At 56.1% G+C, this 15,683-nt stretch carries 12 protein-coding genes, 4 tRNA genes and 1 other RNA gene; 13 read left to right on the forward strand and 4 right to left on the reverse strand.

Annotation, left to right across the window (positions count from 1 at the left end; translation table 11 throughout):
* The first annotated feature begins 23 nt into the window (after positions 1–23).
* The 6 genes from wecG to N1689_RS21215 all read left to right on the forward strand — a co-directional run bounded on the left by wecG (position 24) and on the right by N1689_RS21215 (position 1,535).
* Positions 24–764 (forward strand): lipopolysaccharide N-acetylmannosaminouronosyltransferase, encoded by a 741-nt coding sequence (gene wecG, locus N1689_RS21190; RefSeq protein WP_260060158.1) that lies wholly within the window; start codon positions 24–26, stop codon positions 762–764.
* A gap of 158 nt (positions 765–922) precedes the next feature.
* Positions 923–999: transfer RNA gene (locus tag N1689_RS21195), tRNA-Arg, on the forward strand.
* A gap of 98 nt (positions 1,000–1,097) precedes the next feature.
* A tRNA-His gene (locus tag N1689_RS21200) sits at positions 1,098–1,173 on the forward strand.
* 16 nt (positions 1,174–1,189) lie between these two features.
* Positions 1,190–1,276, forward strand: a tRNA-Leu gene (locus tag N1689_RS21205).
* Positions 1,277–1,296: 20 nt separating this feature from the next.
* A tRNA-Pro gene (locus tag N1689_RS21210) sits at positions 1,297–1,373 on the forward strand.
* Between the two features lie 32 nt (positions 1,374–1,405).
* Positions 1,406–1,535: non-coding RNA, RtT sRNA (locus N1689_RS21215), on the forward strand.
* Positions 1,536–2,686: 1,151 nt separating this feature from the next.
* Here N1689_RS21215 and hemY read toward each other — a convergent pair.
* From hemY to hemC, 4 genes are read right to left on the reverse strand one after another with little or no spacing between them, the layout of a single operon-like run.
* Entirely contained in the window at positions 2,687–3,883 is a 1,197-nt protein-coding gene (hemY, locus tag N1689_RS21220) for a protoheme IX biogenesis protein HemY (protein WP_161733892.1), read from the reverse strand.
* A gap of 2 nt (positions 3,884–3,885) precedes the next feature.
* Complete coding sequence (gene hemX / locus N1689_RS21225) at positions 3,886–5,019, reverse strand: uroporphyrinogen-III C-methyltransferase (RefSeq protein WP_161733894.1); 1,134 nt, start codon at positions 5,017–5,019, stop codon at positions 3,886–3,888.
* Positions 5,020–5,044: 25 nt separating this feature from the next.
* The gene (gene hemD / locus N1689_RS21230; RefSeq protein ID WP_150013259.1) at positions 5,045–5,773 is read right to left on the reverse strand and encodes a uroporphyrinogen-III synthase; all 729 of its coding nucleotides are present in this window, start codon (positions 5,771–5,773) and stop codon (positions 5,045–5,047) included.
* Positions 5,770–6,711, reverse strand: a complete 942-nt coding sequence (gene hemC / locus N1689_RS21235; protein ID WP_161733897.1) for a hydroxymethylbilane synthase — start codon at positions 6,709–6,711, stop codon at positions 5,770–5,772. The genes hemD and hemC overlap by 4 nt, the downstream gene beginning before the upstream one ends.
* Before the next feature lie 317 nt (positions 6,712–7,028).
* Between hemC and N1689_RS21240 the strand changes: the two genes are divergently transcribed.
* From N1689_RS21240 to uvrD, 7 genes are all read left to right on the forward strand, one after another.
* Positions 7,029–9,587: a class I adenylate cyclase gene (locus N1689_RS21240; RefSeq protein ID WP_161733899.1), complete on the forward strand. Its 2,559-nt coding sequence runs from the start codon at positions 7,029–7,031 to the stop codon at positions 9,585–9,587.
* 147 nt (positions 9,588–9,734) lie between these two features.
* Positions 9,735–9,935, forward strand: coding sequence for an LPS translocon maturation chaperone LptM (locus N1689_RS21245; protein ID WP_010257328.1), 201 nt, complete (start codon positions 9,735–9,737; stop codon positions 9,933–9,935).
* Positions 9,936–9,963: 28 nt separating this feature from the next.
* Positions 9,964–10,788, forward strand: coding sequence for a diaminopimelate epimerase (dapF, locus tag N1689_RS21250; RefSeq protein WP_033734938.1), 825 nt, complete (start codon positions 9,964–9,966; stop codon positions 10,786–10,788).
* Positions 10,785–11,489 (forward strand): DUF484 domain-containing protein, encoded by a 705-nt coding sequence (locus N1689_RS21255; RefSeq protein ID WP_013359688.1) that lies wholly within the window; start codon positions 10,785–10,787, stop codon positions 11,487–11,489. The genes dapF and N1689_RS21255 overlap by 4 nt, the downstream gene beginning before the upstream one ends.
* Complete coding sequence (xerC, locus tag N1689_RS21260) at positions 11,486–12,391, forward strand: tyrosine recombinase XerC (RefSeq protein ID WP_161733901.1); 906 nt, start codon at positions 11,486–11,488, stop codon at positions 12,389–12,391. The genes N1689_RS21255 and xerC overlap by 4 nt, the downstream gene beginning before the upstream one ends.
* The gene (gene yigB, locus N1689_RS21265) at positions 12,388–13,104 is read left to right on the forward strand and encodes a 5-amino-6-(5-phospho-D-ribitylamino)uracil phosphatase YigB (RefSeq protein WP_161733903.1); all 717 of its coding nucleotides are present in this window, start codon (positions 12,388–12,390) and stop codon (positions 13,102–13,104) included. Before xerC ends, yigB begins: the two co-directional genes overlap by 4 nt.
* Positions 13,105–13,258: 154 nt before the next feature.
* Positions 13,259–15,421 (forward strand): DNA helicase II, encoded by a 2,163-nt coding sequence (uvrD, locus tag N1689_RS21270; RefSeq protein WP_033734817.1) that lies wholly within the window; start codon positions 13,259–13,261, stop codon positions 15,419–15,421.
* Positions 15,422–15,683: the final 262 nt, after the last annotated feature.

Below are 15,683 nucleotides of genomic sequence, written 5' to 3' on the forward strand. Positions count from 1 at the left end.
AACCTCTGGGATTAACGGAAGATATGACAACGTTAAATGAGACGCCGCAGTACCGTATTCGCGGCGTTGATTTGTATGGCTTCGAAAACATGCCGTCGGCGGTGAATTTTCTGATGCCGCCGCAGAGCGTACGCAGCGGTATTTTAGTGGCGATTAATGCAGAGAAGATCCTGACCGCTGAGCGGGATGAGGGATTACGCACGCTGTTAGCGCAGGCGGAATATGCGTATGCCGATGGCATCAGCATTGTGCGTTCGATTCGTAAAAAATATCCGCAGGCGTCGGTGCAGCGCATTGCGGGGGCAGATTTATGGGAAGCGCTGATGGAACGCGCCGGGCGGGAAGGGACGCCGGTGTTTCTTATCGGCGGGCGTCAGCAGGTGCTGGATGAGACCTGTAATAAGTTACGTCGTCAGTGGAATGTGAATATTGTTGGCGCGCAGGATGGCTATTTTGCGCCAGCCGATCAGGATGCGCTGTTTGCCCGAATTGCGGCCAGCGGCGCGAAGCTGGTGACCGTCGCGCTGGGATCGCCACGTCAGGAGTTGCTGATGCTGGCGTGCCGTGCGTACTGGCCTGATGCCCTTTATATGGGCGTGGGTGGAACGTACGATGTTTTCACCGGTCATGTGAAGCGCGCCCCTGAGATCTGGCAGCGACTGGGGCTGGAGTGGCTCTATCGTCTGATTCGGCAGCCGAGCCGCCTGCGCAGGCAATTAAAACTGCTTAAATATTTGCGCTATCACTGGCGCGGCGATCTCTGATATTGCTGATAAATGCCGCATTTTCAGGCATCACGAGAGTGGAAATGTACTATTTGTCGACGAAATGCACAAAGCGTAATCAAACGCGTCTTTTTATTTAAAAAGCACTAGACACGATGGGCGCTTATCTCTAGTATGCACATCCGCAACGGCGCTACGCGCCCGTAGCTCAGCTGGATAGAGCGCTGCCCTCCGGAGGCAGAGGTCTCAGGTTCGAATCCTGTCGGGCGCGCCATATCGTTTGTGCGCATGAGCTTCGGTGGTTGATTTACCGCGGTTGGCAGTAGAGATTTAAATGCTGCAGGCTTTAAACCTGTAACATTAAGAATAGTGGTGGCTATAGCTCAGTTGGTAGAGCCCTGGATTGTGATTCCAGTTGTCGTGGGTTCGAGTCCCATTAGCCACCCCAGATTTTGCTGGGAAACGCGAAGGTGGCGGAATTGGTAGACGCGCTAGCTTCAGGTGTTAGTGTCCTAACGGACGTGAGGGTTCAAGTCCCTCTCTTCGCACCAGGCAAAACAGTTAAAAAAATCGGCGAGTAGCGCAGCTTGGTAGCGCAACTGGTTTGGGACCAGTGGGTCGGAGGTTCGAATCCTCTCTCGCCGACCATTTTTAGAAACCTGTCTGAAAAGACAGGTTTTTTTTCGTCTGTAGGAAAGAGGATGAGGACCGACAGAGGAGGTTTGAGCCGAGCGTAGCGAGACAACGTTGCTTCAGCAACGGCCCGCAGGGCGCTGCTCGCAGAGCAGAGTAATCCTCTCTCGCCGACCATATTTAGAAACCTGTCTGAAAAGACAGGTTTTTTTTCGTCTGTAAAAAAGTGGATTTGAATTTCTGCTACGCACCTCATCCCTGAGGTGCGCCCGTATCCGGGCCAACGCTTTGCGTTGTTCAGAAACGCTCCCGGCGTTTTATCCGGGCGGTGGGACGCTTCCCTCCTCTGACCGTGTTCCCTGCGCGTTGGGCTTCTTCATTGCTGTAAACCCTCTGAAGCTTATGAAGTACTTAATACGTCTGCCATACGTGAAGCGAAGGGAGCATATGCCTGTAGCAAAGCATCGCGGGCCAGGGATGGGCCGCGCTGAGCCTGCCATGGATGGCGTCTTTTGCGTCTTTGCGAAAGGCGTATGCTCCCTGAAGCCCGCACAGCGGTGAGCGCGAGCCTGCGAAGGGAACACGGTCAGATCGGAAAGTCGCTAATGCCATCCATGGCCGCCCGACCCACGCGATTACGCACCTCATTCATGAGGTGCGCCCGTATCCGGGCCAACGCTTTGCGTTGTTCAGAAACGCTCCCGGCGTTTTAGCCGGGCGGTGGGACGCTTCCCTCCTCTGGCCGTGTTCCCTGCGCGTTGAGCATATTCATTGCTGTCAGAGTTACTCTGCTTTGATTCCACTAGCAATATAAGCAGGAACAACAGCGTCGTGTATTGCCGACACGTAAGTCATTGTTATTGTTAATTTCTAAGAGAGAATGACCTGACTGTCTCCATTCAGAGACAGAGAAATTTACGGCTGTCGCTTCATCCCGACACATTCTGCCGTACCTCGCTCAGGAAAGGCTTAGCCAACTTCTTAAGATATTGATTGATATAAAATTTAAAAATAAATCTTAACCTGGCACGGCTTGTGCAACACTTTTGCTGTAGATGCTCATTCCACCTCTTATGTCTGCTGATGCTACATAAACCTGGGAATGATGCAGAGCCAATTTTAGGTACCTGTTGTCTGCCTGCCTGTATCGCGTAAGCCTTACAGGGTTAACAGACACCACGTTGAGTCAGGTACCTCCCGGTTGTCTTACCGACCTGATCTTGCACCTGCCCCTGGCAGGTGTTTTTTTTTGCCTGCGCAATGCGACTGGCAGATTGCAGGCACAAAAAAGCCGGGCGAGCCCGGCTTTAACCTGTCTGACAACCGCATCAGACGTTGGGATTATTCTTCAGCGTCAGCAACAATCCTTCACGACGCATCTTTGCGGCCTCTTCCGGACGATGCAGACGATCATAGACATCTGCCAGCCATGCATAATCAAACGCATCCGGACGCTGCGCCAGCGCCTGCTGCAGCGCGTCTGCTGCCTGCTGCCATTCGCCATGACGCATCAGCAACTGTCCCAGCGTACTGTGCAGCAACGGCGTTGCGCCATGCTGTTTGATCTGCTGGCGTAATGCCTTTTCCAGCGCTTCCGGATTACCGCTTTTGATGCGAGGCATCAATAGCACCAGCCGATCGTCATAATGACGCTTGAGGCCCTCCAGCACGATCGACTGTGCGGTGTCGTGATCGTTGCACTCAATCAGATGATCCGCCATTGCCACCTGCAGGGTCGTATCCTGACGGGTTTTGCGGCTCAGCGTGCCCCACCAGCGCTTCAGGCCATCGCTGCCCTGGTCGGCCATTGCCTGATTCATCAGACCCAGCCAGGCCTGCTGCTGTAACGCATCACGATGCAGGTCATCACCGACCTGCGCTTTCTGCATAGCAGGCAGAATATCCAGCAATGCACTCCAGGCGCCCGTACGGACGTACGCCTGTTCGGCCAGGCGCAGCACTTCAGGGTGACGCGGTGCCACTTCCAGCAGGCGATCAATGCTGTGACGAGCCGCATGATCTTCGTTACGGGCCAGCTGAATACGAGCACGGGCAATTTCCACCGGAATGGTATTGCTTTCAGACAGCTCAGCAGCACGTTCAAGATGCTGATTGGCACGAATTTCATCGCCACGCTGCTGGGCGGCTTCCGCGGCCAGCAGGTAGTTCGCTACCGGTACGTCGGCGTGATCGGCATCTTTAGACAGTAATTTTTCTACCTGGCGGTGATCGCCTTCTGCCAGCTTCATCAGCGCAGACTGGGTATGACGCTGCGCGCGACGGCGTTTGCGTCCGGTAAACCAGCCGCGGGTACGCGCCCCGGTGTGCAGCACACGGCGCAGCAGCCATTCCACCGCCAGAATCACCAGCAGGCTGATGATAAGGATAATCACCAGGCCGGTAACGCTGGTTTCGATATTCCAGTTATCGGTCTGAATCAGCACGTAGCCCTGATGACCGGCAATCATCGGTCCCAGCACCACGCCCGCTATCAGCAGGATAAAGAGGATAAATACCTTAAGCATGCTTAGCCTCCCTGCTGATTAGCAGCAGCAGACGGTTGCGCCAACAGGTTCCGCACGCGGGTCTGCATAAGCTGTTCCAGCAACGGCTGACTTTCCAGGTTATCCGGCAGATCCATATTGATGTTCTGCTGGCTCAGCTCATCCAGTTGGGCAAGGAAGGCTTTGGTGGCAGCATCATTAGTGTCATACCAGGCGCGAACCCAGGCGGACACGGTATCGATAGATTGTTTATAAATCTCATCCTGATGACGTGGTACGGCCTGCGCAGCAATCAGCAGACGCGAGCGGATATTCTCACGCAGGTAAACATCCTGATTCGGGGCCAGCAGCGGCTGTGCGGTATTATCGCGGCGGCGGATAGTAATAAAGTCATCCATAAAGTTATGCCAGCTTTTCACCAGATTCTGACGCCATTCACGTACCGAACCTGAGAGTTCGCCGCCGTCACTGTCCATCGGCGTATCATCGCTGTCATTATCGGCCAGACGCAGATTATCAACGTTATTCGACAGTTGATTCAGCTTGAGGATCACGCCGTCGTAGTCGACCTGCGTAACAGAAGAGAGGTTACTGATATCCTGAGTCAGGGCGCGACGCACATTCATGACGCTGGGATCGTTCATGTCAGCCAGACTGGCATCGGCGCTTTTCAGCAATGCAGCCGCGGTAGTGACATCCTGATCGCTCCAGAGTTTGCGGCCAGCCAGTTTCACCAGATAGTCCGCCTGTGCCAGCAGCCAGCTACGCACGTCGTTGCCAGAAATCACGGCCACTTTTTCACGCAGCGTTTCCAGCGCTTTTGCTGATGCAGCCTGCTGTTGCTGTGCCCTCTGCAGGGCAGTTTCAGCGCCACTCAGTTGCTGTGTCAGCTGCTGTTTATCGCTGCTGGCCTGCTGCTGCAATGCGCTTAACTGGTCGCTCAGCTTCTGATTGGTTTGTGCCTGTAAATCAGCCTGATGTTTCCCGTTAAGGTATAAACCTGCACCCATCGCCAGCGCGATGACAATCGCAACTGCACCCAACACCATGCCACCCTTTTTCGCATTACGCGGTGGTGTGCTGTTGCTGGAAGGAGAGCGGTCAACCGCTGGGGTGGTTTCTTCAACCATGGCGGAGGAGTCTTTTTGTTCCGTCATATGTGGCACATCCCATTGTTAAAGTTCAGCGTAACGCGCGCAGCAGCGCATCGTTATCGGCACCATCGGCTACCTGAATATCCTGCCAACCCAATCCTGCGGCCAGGGTAGCCAAACGTTCACTGACGACTATCAGTCGGCAGTTGAGCAGCCATTCCTCGCGATCAACCGCGGGGAACAGCGAAAAAAGCTGTTGTAACATTTCACCACTGGTCACCACCAGCACAGAGACGCCGCGATCGCGCCAGCGGCGGCCTTCAACCGGTCCGTCATAATGCTTCTGGCAGCGCTGGTAGCAGGCAGCAAACGTTACCTCAGCACCTCGCCGGGTTAATGTTTCTGCCAGCAATTCGCGTCCGGGATCGCCACGCAGGATCAGCGCACGTTTACCGGCAACCTGCTGAAGCGTGTTTATCTGGATCAATTCCTCACTGGTTTCATGCGCATGAGGCCAGGTCACCTGCTGTCCGCTGACGGTGTGAAACGCCAGCGCGGTGCTGCGACCAATTGCATAATAGTCCAGCTCCGTGGGCCATGCTTTGATCGCGTGCTGTGCGTAGTGAATCACCTGCTGAGAAAGAATAAAGACGAGATCACCGGCACGAAGTCCGGCGAGCCTGTGAGGCAGGGAATCGAGATCAGCGCCTGGCGCAAACTCGATCAACGGCAGGCTCCACGCCTGTTTGCCAAGGGCATGCAGGCGTGACACCAGCTCTGCCGCTGCGGGTTCCGGGCGCGTCACCAGGATGGTCATGCCGGCGGCTGCCCCTGATAGACCTCTTTCAGGATTTCACGCGCGCCGCCGTTCAGCAGTTCATCGGCAAGTGAGATGCCCATCTCTTCAGCCTGAGCGCGGGGACCACGGCGTTCGCCGCTGACCATCACCCGGCCATCCGGTGCACCGACCATGCCGCGCAGCCAGAGCTTATCGCCTTCCAGCACCGCGAAACTGCCAATGGGGACCTGGCAGCCACCCTCTAAGCGGGTATTCATGGCGCGTTCCGCTCTGACACAGACTTCGGTGTCATCGTGGTTCAGTGCCCGTAACAGGTCAATCAGGACGCTATCATCCAGACGGCATTCAATGCCGACTGCACCCTGGCCCACGGCGGGCAGGGAGACTTCGGCAGGCATTGCCTGGCGAATGCGATCTTCCAGCCCCAGACGCTTCAGTCCGGCGACGGCAAGAATAATCGCGTCATACTCGCCGGCATCGAGCTTGCCGAGTCGGGTACCCACATTGCCGCGCAGCGAGCGGATCACCAGATCCGGACGGCGCGCGCTAATCTGGCACTGACGACGCAGGCTGGAGGTACCTACAACGGCACCCTGTGGCAGCGCATCAATGGAGTCATAGTGATGAGAAACGAACGCATCACGCGGATCGTCGCGCTCGCAGATGGTTACCAGGCCCAGACCTTCAGGGAAACTGACCGGCACATCCTTCATAGAGTGCACTGCCATGTCGGCACGGCCATCCTGCATTGCCAGCTCAAGCTCTTTGACAAACAGCCCTTTACCACCGACTTTTGCCAGCGGCGTATCAAGGATAATGTCACCTTTGGTGACCATAGGCACCAGCTCAACGCGCAGTCCTGGATGGGCACTCATGAGTCGTTGCTGTACATAATGTGCCTGCCATAATGCGAGCGGGCTTTGTCTTGTAGCAATTCTGAAAATTTTGTCTAACATGCTGTTAACCATTTTTATCGTTCACTGAATATCCTATCATCTCTGGGTGAATACTGTCAGTTTCAACGGATTGAAAACGGCCTGTGCGCGGTTTCAGGCCCGGTTTATCAAGCCATAGCGTGGCAACCAGTGCCGAAAAGGCGGGAAGCTGGTAAGAACGTGCTAAACTGTTAAGTAGCGCAACTTTCTTTACGGTCAATCTGCCGAGTGATAGATTGATCACGTTTCCAGCAATTATCTGCCCACTTTTTTACTTTTATAAGCGGCAGAGCGTGGAAACAGGGTGCTTAAACACTGGGACAATCAGGCGAAACGTCTTGTACCTCTACATTGAGACACTGAAACAGAGACTGGATGCAATTAACCAGCTGCGCGTTGATCGTGCGCTGGCTGCCATGGGACCCGCTTTCCAGCGCGTCTACAGTCTGCTGCCAACCTTATTACATTATCAACATCCGCAGATGCCGGGTTACCTTGAAGGTAGCGTTCCACATGGCATCAGCTTCTACACGCCTGATGAAAATCAGCGACAGCTGCTGGCCGATCTCACCGGCGACAGCGACCTGCGCCATGCCGATGCGCCGAAAGGCGAAATGCCGATCACTGCGATCTACTCTATGGGCAGTACCTCCTCGGTCGGGCAGAACAGCGTCTCGGATCTCGATATCTGGGTGTGTCATCAATCCTGGCTTGATAATGAAGAGCGGCTGAATCTGCAGCGTAAATGTACGCTGCTGCAGAAGTGGTGTGTCTCGATGGGCGTGGAAGTGAGTTTCTTCCTGATTGACGAGAACCGCTTCCGTCATAACGAAAGCGGCAGCCTGGGCGGTGAAGACTGCGGCTCCACACAACACATTTTACTGCTGGATGAGTTTTACCGTACCGCGGTTCGTATGGCGGGCAAACGCCTCCTGTGGAATATGGTGCCGGGCGAAGAAGAACACCATTACGATGACTACGTGATGTCGCTGTACGCCAAAGGCGTGCTGACCCCCAATGAGTGGCTCGATCTGGGCGGCCTCGGCACGCTGTCGGCGGAAGAGTATTTCGGTGCCAGCCTGTGGCAGCTCTATAAAAGTATCGACTCGCCTTATAAAGCCGTACTGAAAACGCTGCTGCTGGAAGCCTACAGCTGGGAATACCCGAACACACAACTGCTGGCAATGGATATCAAACAGCGCCTGCACGACGGCGAAATCATCTGCTTTGGCCTCGATCCTTACTGCATGATGCTTGAGCGCGTGACGCACTACCTGACCAGCGTGGACGATCAGCCGCGCCTTGATCTGGTGCGTCGCTGCTTCTATCTCAAAGTATGTGAAAAGCTCAGCACCGAAGATCATCAGCAACGCACTGGCTGGCGTCGCGAGATTTTATCGCAGCTGGTTAAAGAGTGGGGCTGGAACGAAGAGAAGATCGCCATTCTGGACAACCGTGCCGGGTGGAAAATCGAGCGGGTGCGCGAAGCCCATAACGAATTACTGGATGCGATGATGCAGAGTTATCGCAACCTGATCCGCTTTGCCCGTCGCAACAACTTAAGCGTCAGCGCCAGTCCGCAGGATATCGGTGTATTGACCCGTAAACTGTATGCCGCGTTTGAAGCGCTGCCGGGCAAAGTGACGCTGGTGAATCCACAGATTTCGCCCGATCTCTCTGAACCGAATCTGACCTTTATTCATGTGCCGCCTGGCCGCGCCAACCGTTCCGGCTGGTATCTTTATAACCAGGCACCGGACATGGATTCGATCATCAGCCATCAGCCGCTGGAATATAACCGCTACCTGAACAAGCTGGTGGCCTGGGCGTGGTTCAATGGTCTGCTGACCCGTAAAACCCGGCTGCATATTAAAGGCAATGAGATTTGCGACCTGGCGCGCCTGCAGGAGCTGGTTAACGATGTTTCCAGCCACTTCCCGCTGCGTCTGCCTTCGCCGACGCCAAAAGCGCTCTACAGCCCGTGCGAAATCCGGCACCTCGCGATTATTGTTAACCTTGAGCACGATCCGACGGCGGCCTTCCGCAATCAGGTGGTGCACTTCGACTTCCGCAAGCTGGATGTCTTTAGCTTTGGTCAGCAGCAGCAGTGCCTGATTGGCAGCATCGATCTGCTCTATCGCAACTCCTGGAATGAAGTGCGCACGCTGCACTTTAGCGGTGAACAGGCGATGATCGAAGGGCTGAAAACCATTCTCGGCAAGATGCATCAGGATGCCGCACCCCCGGATACGGTGGAAGTGTTCTGCTACAGCCAGCATCTGCGCGGTCTGATTCGCACGCGCGTGCAACAGCTGGTCTCTGAATGCATTGAGCTGCGCCTCTCCAGCACACGTCAGGAGCCGGGCCGCTTCAAAGCGCTGCGCATGGCAGGCGAGACCTGGGGACTGTTCTTTGAACGCATGAGTGTCTCGGTGCAGAAGCTGGAAAACGCCGTGGAATTTTATGGCGCGATCTCCAACAACAAGCTGCATGGGTTGTCGATCAAAGTCGAAACGAATCAGACGCCGCTGCCACCGGTAGTGAACGGCTATGCCAGCGAAGGCATCATTCAGTTCTTCTTTGAAAACACCACGGATGAGCGCGGCTTCAACATCTATATCCTTGATGAGACCAATCGGGTTGAGGTCTATCATCACTGTGAAGGCAGCAAAGAGGAGCTGGTGCGCGACGTCAGCCGCTTCTACTCCTCATCGCACGATCGCTTCACCTATGGGTCGAGCTTTATCAACTTCAACCTGCCGCAGTTCTACCAGATTGTGAACACCGGTGATCGATTCCAGGTGATTCCATTCCGGAGTCAGACGCTGACGCAGCTCTGTACGACGCAGCCTGACAACGACAACAGCGACTATCAACCGCGCTATCAGGTGCATTGATGCTGACGGGCTGCCTGCGCTCTGCAGGTGGCCGCTATCTTCCTGGCCTGTCACCCGGTTCACGCTATTTGCGGGGATTTCCTGTTGCTTTTCCACCTTCAACTGCGATGATAAGCATCCAGGTAAAGGACATAAAGAGCATAAAGAATGAAGAAAGTAATAAGCCTGTTGGCCATGACACTGGCAGTAATCAGCCTTGCAGGTTGTGGTCTGAAAGGACCGCTCTACTTCCCGCCGAAGGACCAGCCGAAGAAACAACAAGCCCCAACCGACCGCCAGAAAGCGGATGCCTCTAAAGCCGATGTCGGCGGGCTGGTGACCGGCAATTCAGGCGTAAAAGCGAACTAATCTGATGGCTTATCCGGCGGAGCAAAAAATGCAGTTCTCCAAAATGCACGGTCTCGGCAACGATTTTATGGTTGTGGATGCAGTGACACAAAACGTCTTCTTCTCGCCGGAATTGATCCGCCGGCTGGCCGATCGTCATCTGGGGATCGGTTTTGATCAGCTGCTGATTGTTGAACCGCCTTACGATCCCGATCTCGATTTTCATTATCGAATTTTCAACGCTGACGGCAGTGAAGTGGCGCAGTGCGGCAACGGTGCACGCTGTTTTGCTCGCTTTGTTCAGCTGAAAGGGCTGACCAACAAAAGCGACATCCGGGTCAGTACCCAGAATGGCCGCATGGTGTTAACCGTGACGCCTGACGATCACGTGCGCGTGAACATGGGTGAGCCCAACTTTGAGCCTCAGCAGGTGCCGTTCCGCGCCAATAAAGCCGAGAATCTCTATCTGCTGCGCGTGGCCGAACAGACGGTGATGCTGGGTGCAGTGTCGATGGGGAATCCCCACTGCGTCATTCAGGTGGAAAGCGTTAAAACCGCGCAGGTTGAACTGCTGGGCCCGATTCTCGAGAGCCACGAGCGTTTCCCGGATCGCGTCAATGTCGGTTTTATGGAGATCATTAATCCCGAACATATCCGGCTGCGCGTCTACGAACGTGGAGCGGGTGAAACGCAGGCGTGCGGCAGCGGCGCCTGTGCTGCCGTTGCATGCGGCATTCAGCAGGGCATTCTGGCACCGAAAGTGCGTGTCGATCTGCCTGGCGGGACGCTGCATATCTCCTGGAAAGGTGCCGGTCAGCCGCTCTACATGACCGGGCCTGCGACACACGTCTACGATGGGTTTATTCATCTATGAAAAATATCGAAGAGCAGGCTGACAGTTCGGTTCTGCTGGACGATCAGGCCGTCAGTGATTATCTGCGGCAGAATCCCGATTTCTTTATCCGTAATGCCCGCGAAGTTGAACAGATGGCGGTGCCGCATCCGGTGCGCGGCAGCGTGTCACTGGTCGAGTGGCATATGGCGCGGCAACGCAACCACATCCAGCGGCTGGAAGAAGAGATCACCCTGCTGATGGAGCAGGCCAGCGCTAACCATGAGCTGTTTGATCGTCTGCTGTCGCTGGAAAGTCATCTGGCCGCGGCAGATTCGCTGCAGGATATGCTCAACCGTCTGCATCGCTGGGCGCGAGAGTTAGGCCTGGCGGGCGCCAATGTGCGGCTGTTCAGTGATAAATGGCTGCTGGGCGCGCCCTCCGATTTCTTCCAACTGAGCCTGTCGCGTCAGGCGTTTGAACCGCTGCGTATTCAGCGCTTCGGCAACCAGCATCATTATCTCGGTAATATCAATGGGCCGGAACTGCTGCTGCTGCTGCCGCAGGCCAAAGCAATTGGCTCGGTTGCGATGTCGCTGATGGGCGAAGAGGGCGATCTCGGCGTGCTGGTATTCAGCAGCCGTGACAGCCAGCACTATCAGTCGGGCATGGGAACGCTGCTGTTACAGCATCTTTCACAGATGATGCCTGGCCTGCTTTCCCGTTGGGTAGAGCGCGCATGAGCAGCGCGCTGCAGGAGGCGGTCGACGGATTTCTGCGCTACCTGAAAGTGGAGCGCCAGCTGAGTCCGTTAACCCAGAGCAGCTATGCGCGCCAGCTGACCGCGCTGGTTGCAATTGCGGATGAGATGAAGCTCGGCAGCTGGGCGCAACTGGAACCTGCGCAGGTGCGCAGCATGGCGGCGCGCAGTCGTCGCGCCGGACTCTCTGCCAGCAGCCTCGCGTTGCGTCTCTCCGCCCTGCGCAGTTTTCTCGACTGGCAGGTGAGCCAGGGGTTGCTCTCCGCTAATCCGGCCAAAGGGGTGATGACGCCACGTAAAGCGCGCCATCTGCCTAAGAATATTGATGTGGATGAAGTGAACCAGCTGCTGGAGATCGACCTTAACGATCCGCTGGCGGTGCGCGACCGCGCAATGCTGGAAGTGATGTATGGCGGCGGGCTGCGTCTCTCCGAGCTGGTGAATATGGATTGCCGCCACGTCGACCTCGATTCCGGCGAAGTGTGGGTCGTGGGTAAGGGCAGTAAAGAGCGCCGGGTGCCGATTGGCCGCACGGCGGTCACCTGGATCCAGCACTGGCTGCCGCTGCGTGAAACCTTTGGCGGCCAGGATGATGCACTGTTTCTGTCGACGCGTGGCAACCGCATCTCGCCCCGCAACGTGCAGAAACGCTTTGCCGAATGGGGCATCAGACAGGGTGTGGCGAGCCATATCCATCCGCATAAGCTGCGACACTCTTTTGCCACGCATCTGCTGGAGTCCAGCGGCGACCTGCGTGCCGTGCAGGAGTTACTGGGTCATGCGAACCTCTCGACTACCCAGATCTACACCCATCTCGACTTCCAGCATCTGGCTTCGGTGTATGACGCTGCGCATCCCCGCGCCAAACGAGGAAAGAACGAATGAAGTTTTATCGTCCGCTGTCGGCCATAAAAGCCATGACCTTCGATCTTGATGACACGCTCTACGATAACTATCCAGTAATCCGTCGCACCACGCTGGAGTCTCACGCTGCTTTGCAGGCTTTTCATCCGGCGCTGCGTGACTTCACGCCGCAGGATTATCAGCAGTTGCGCGATCAACTGCTGCAGCGCGAGCCTGAGATCTATCATGACGTTTCAGAGTGGCGACGCCGTTCGGTAGAGCTGGCGATGCTGAATATCGGCCTCTCTGCTGCGGAAGCGACCGCGGGCGCGGCAGAGGTCATGGCGGTGTTCCATCAGTGGCGGAGTCAGGTCGAGATGCCGGACGAGACGCATCAAACGCTGAAGGCGCTGGCGGAAAAAATCCCGCTGGTGGCGGTAACCAATGGCAACGCCAGCCCGGAAAAAATGGGCATCGCTGAATATTTCCGCTTCACGTTGCGGGCCGGACCTGACGGGCGTGCTAAGCCGTGGCAGGATATGTATCAGCTTGCCGCGCAACGCCTTGATATTGCGCCACAACACATTCTGCATGTGGGCGACGACCTGACTACCGATGTCGCCGGCTCACTGCGCTGCGGCATGCAGGCCTGCTGGGTTAACCTGCGGCAGGGCAACCTGATGCATATCCCGGATGCGCGCCTGTTGCCGCATGTCGAAATTTCGCGGTTGGCATCACTCACCTCACTGCTATAATGGCTGTAAATTTATCCAGTCGTCTCCCTTTTTTCTGCCAGGCCGCTGTACTTTATCCGGCGTCCGTGGCGCAGCCTGACTGGCCGCGACAATGCCTTACGGCAGGCGCAGTAAACAGCGCGGCGACGGCGTTTTTCTCTGGTAAACGGTGCTTATGGACGTTTCTGAACTGCTCGACGGTTTGAATGACAATCAGCGCGCGGCCGTTGCGGCTCCGCGCAGTAACCTGCTGGTGCTGGCAGGCGCGGGCAGTGGTAAAACGCGGGTGCTGGTGCATCGCATTGCCTGGCTGATGTCAGTCGAGAACTGCTCACCTTATTCAATCATGGCGGTGACCTTTACCAACAAAGCGGCAGCAGAGATGCGTCACCGTATCGAACATCTGATCGGCACCAGTCAGGGCGGGATGTGGATCGGGACTTTCCACGGTCTGGCGCATCGCTTACTGCGTGCCCACCATCTTGACGCCGGTCTGCCGCAGGATTTTCAGATCCTCGACAGTGAAGACCAGCTGCGTCTGCTCAAGCGCCTGATCAAATCGATGAACCTTGATGACAAGCAGTGGCCTGCGCGCCAGGGCATGTGGTACATCAACGGCAAAAAAGATGAAGGCCTGCGGCCAAAGCACATTGAAAGTTATGGCAATCCGATTGAGCAGACCTGGCTGCGCATTTATCAGGCTTATCAGGAAGCCTGTGACCGCGCCGGTTTGGTCGACTTCGCCGAGCTGCTGCTGCGCGCCCATGAGCTCTGGCTCAACAAGCCGCATATCCTGAATCACTACCGCGAACGCTTTACCAACGTGCTGGTGGATGAGTTTCAGGATACCAACAACATTCAGTATGCCTGGATTCGGATGCTGGCGGGTGACAGCGGCCGTGTGATCATCGTGGGGGATGATGATCAGTCGATCTACGGCTGGCGCGGTGCGCAGGTTGAGAATATTCAGCGCTTTCTGCAGGATTTTCCTGGCGCGGAAACGATCCGTCTGGAGCAGAACTATCGCTCAACCAATAATATCCTGAAAGCGGCCAACGCCCTGATCGCCAACAACAATGGCCGTCTGGGTAAAGAGCTCTGGACCGAAGGCAGCGATGGCGAACCGATCTCTATCTACTGCGCTTTTAATGAGCTGGATGAAGCACGCTTCGTGGTCAACCGCATCAAGGTCTGGATGGAGAACGGCGGTGCGCTCAACGACTGCGCCATTCTCTATCGCAGCAACGCCCAGTCGCGTGTGCTGGAAGAGGCGCTGCTGCAGAGCAGCATGCCGTACCGTATTTATGGCGGCATGCGCTTCTTTGAACGCCAGGAGATCAAAGATGCGCTCTCCTATCTGCGTCTGATGGCGAACCGCAATGACGACGCCGCCTTTGAGCGCGTGGTGAATACCCCGACGCGCGGCGTGGGCGATCGCACGCTCGACGTGGTGCGTCAGACGGCGCGTGAACGTCAGATGACGCTGTGGCAGGCTACGCGCGAACTGCTACAAAGTCGCGCACTGGCTGGCCGCGCCGCGTCTGCACTGCAACGCTTCTGTGAGCTGGTCGATTCACTGGCTACCGAAACTGCCGAATTACCGCTGCATGTTCAGACCGACCGGGTTATCAAAGACTCTGGCCTGTGGCTGATGTATGAGCAGGAAAAAGGCGAAAAGGGTCAGGCGCGTATCGAAAACCTTGAGGAGCTGGTGACGGCAACCCGTCAGTTCAGCTATCAGGATGAAGATGAAGATCTGATGCCGCTGCAGGCCTTCTTATCCCACGCGGCGCTGGAAGCGGGCGAAGGTCAGGCAGATAAATGGCAGGATGCGGTTCAGCTGATGACGTTGCACTCAGCAAAAGGGCTGGAGTTCAGCCAGGTTTTTATCGTCGGCATGGAAGAGGGCATGTTCCCAAGCCAGATGTCGCTGGATGAAGGCGGGCGGCTGGAAGAGGAGCGTCGTCTGGCGTATGTCGGTGTGACCCGCGCGATGCTCAAGCTGACGCTGACCTACGCTGAAACCCGCCGACTCTATGGTAAGGAAGTGTATCACCGGCCTTCCCGTTTTATCGGCGAACTGCCCGAGACCTGCATCGAAGAAGTGCGTCTGCGCGCCAGCGTCAGCCGTCCGGTCAACCATCAGCGTATGGGTGCCCCGGTGACCAAAAATGACAGTGGATTCGCGCTGGGCCAGCGTGTTCATCACGCAAAATTTGGCGAAGGCACCATCATTAATCTGGAAGGCAGCGGTGAGCACAGTCGCCTGCAGGTGGCGTTTCAGGGTCAGGGAATCAAGTGGCTGGTGGCGGCTTACGCGAAGCTGGAAACGCTTTAGCACGCGGTTGACGGCTTTTTCGTCTCAGCGTAACATGCGCCCACTATTATCATGAGAGGACAATGCCTTGGACACGCCCAGTCGATGCTGGCTCAATGACCTGAATATCAGGCATAACATCTAAGGCTACCTCTTTACGCGGGTAGCCTTAGCGGTTATCAGCGACCTCCCTTTTTGATTCCGTCGCGCGAGTCAGCACTGATTTATCTTTGAAACTCTGTTTCCGTGTTCAGGCTGCCTGTTCCCTTTAAAGGAACGGCGG

This window comes from Pantoea sp. XY16 (assembly GCF_025153065.1).
Taxonomy (GTDB): domain Bacteria; phylum Pseudomonadota; class Gammaproteobacteria; order Enterobacterales; family Enterobacteriaceae; genus Pantoea; species Pantoea alfalfae.

Excerpts from the sequence above, each read along its gene's own strand:
- dapF (WP_033734938.1), top strand. The coding sequence starts at position 9,964 with ATGCAGTTCTCCAAAATGCACGGTCTCGGCAACGATTTTATGGTTGTG.
- N1689_RS21255 (WP_013359688.1), top strand. The coding sequence starts at position 10,785 with ATGAAAAATATCGAAGAGCAGGCTGACAGTTCGGTTCTGCTGGACGAT.
- yigB (WP_161733903.1), top strand. The coding sequence starts at position 12,388 with ATGAAGTTTTATCGTCCGCTGTCGGCCATAAAAGCCATGACCTTCGAT.
- xerC (WP_161733901.1), top strand. The coding sequence starts at position 11,486 with ATGAGCAGCGCGCTGCAGGAGGCGGTCGACGGATTTCTGCGCTACCTG.
- uvrD (WP_033734817.1), top strand. The coding sequence starts at position 13,259 with ATGGACGTTTCTGAACTGCTCGACGGTTTGAATGACAATCAGCGCGCG.
- N1689_RS21245 (WP_010257328.1), top strand. The coding sequence starts at position 9,735 with ATGAAGAAAGTAATAAGCCTGTTGGCCATGACACTGGCAGTAATCAGC.
- hemC (WP_161733897.1), bottom strand. The coding sequence starts at position 6,711 with ATGTTAGACAAAATTTTCAGAATTGCTACAAGACAAAGCCCGCTCGCA.
- hemY (WP_161733892.1), bottom strand. The coding sequence starts at position 3,883 with ATGCTTAAGGTATTTATCCTCTTTATCCTGCTGATAGCGGGCGTGGTG.
- wecG (WP_260060158.1), top strand. The coding sequence starts at position 24 with ATGACAACGTTAAATGAGACGCCGCAGTACCGTATTCGCGGCGTTGAT.
- hemX (WP_161733894.1), bottom strand. The coding sequence starts at position 5,019 with ATGACGGAACAAAAAGACTCCTCCGCCATGGTTGAAGAAACCACCCCA.
- hemD (WP_150013259.1), bottom strand. The coding sequence starts at position 5,773 with ATGACCATCCTGGTGACGCGCCCGGAACCCGCAGCGGCAGAGCTGGTG.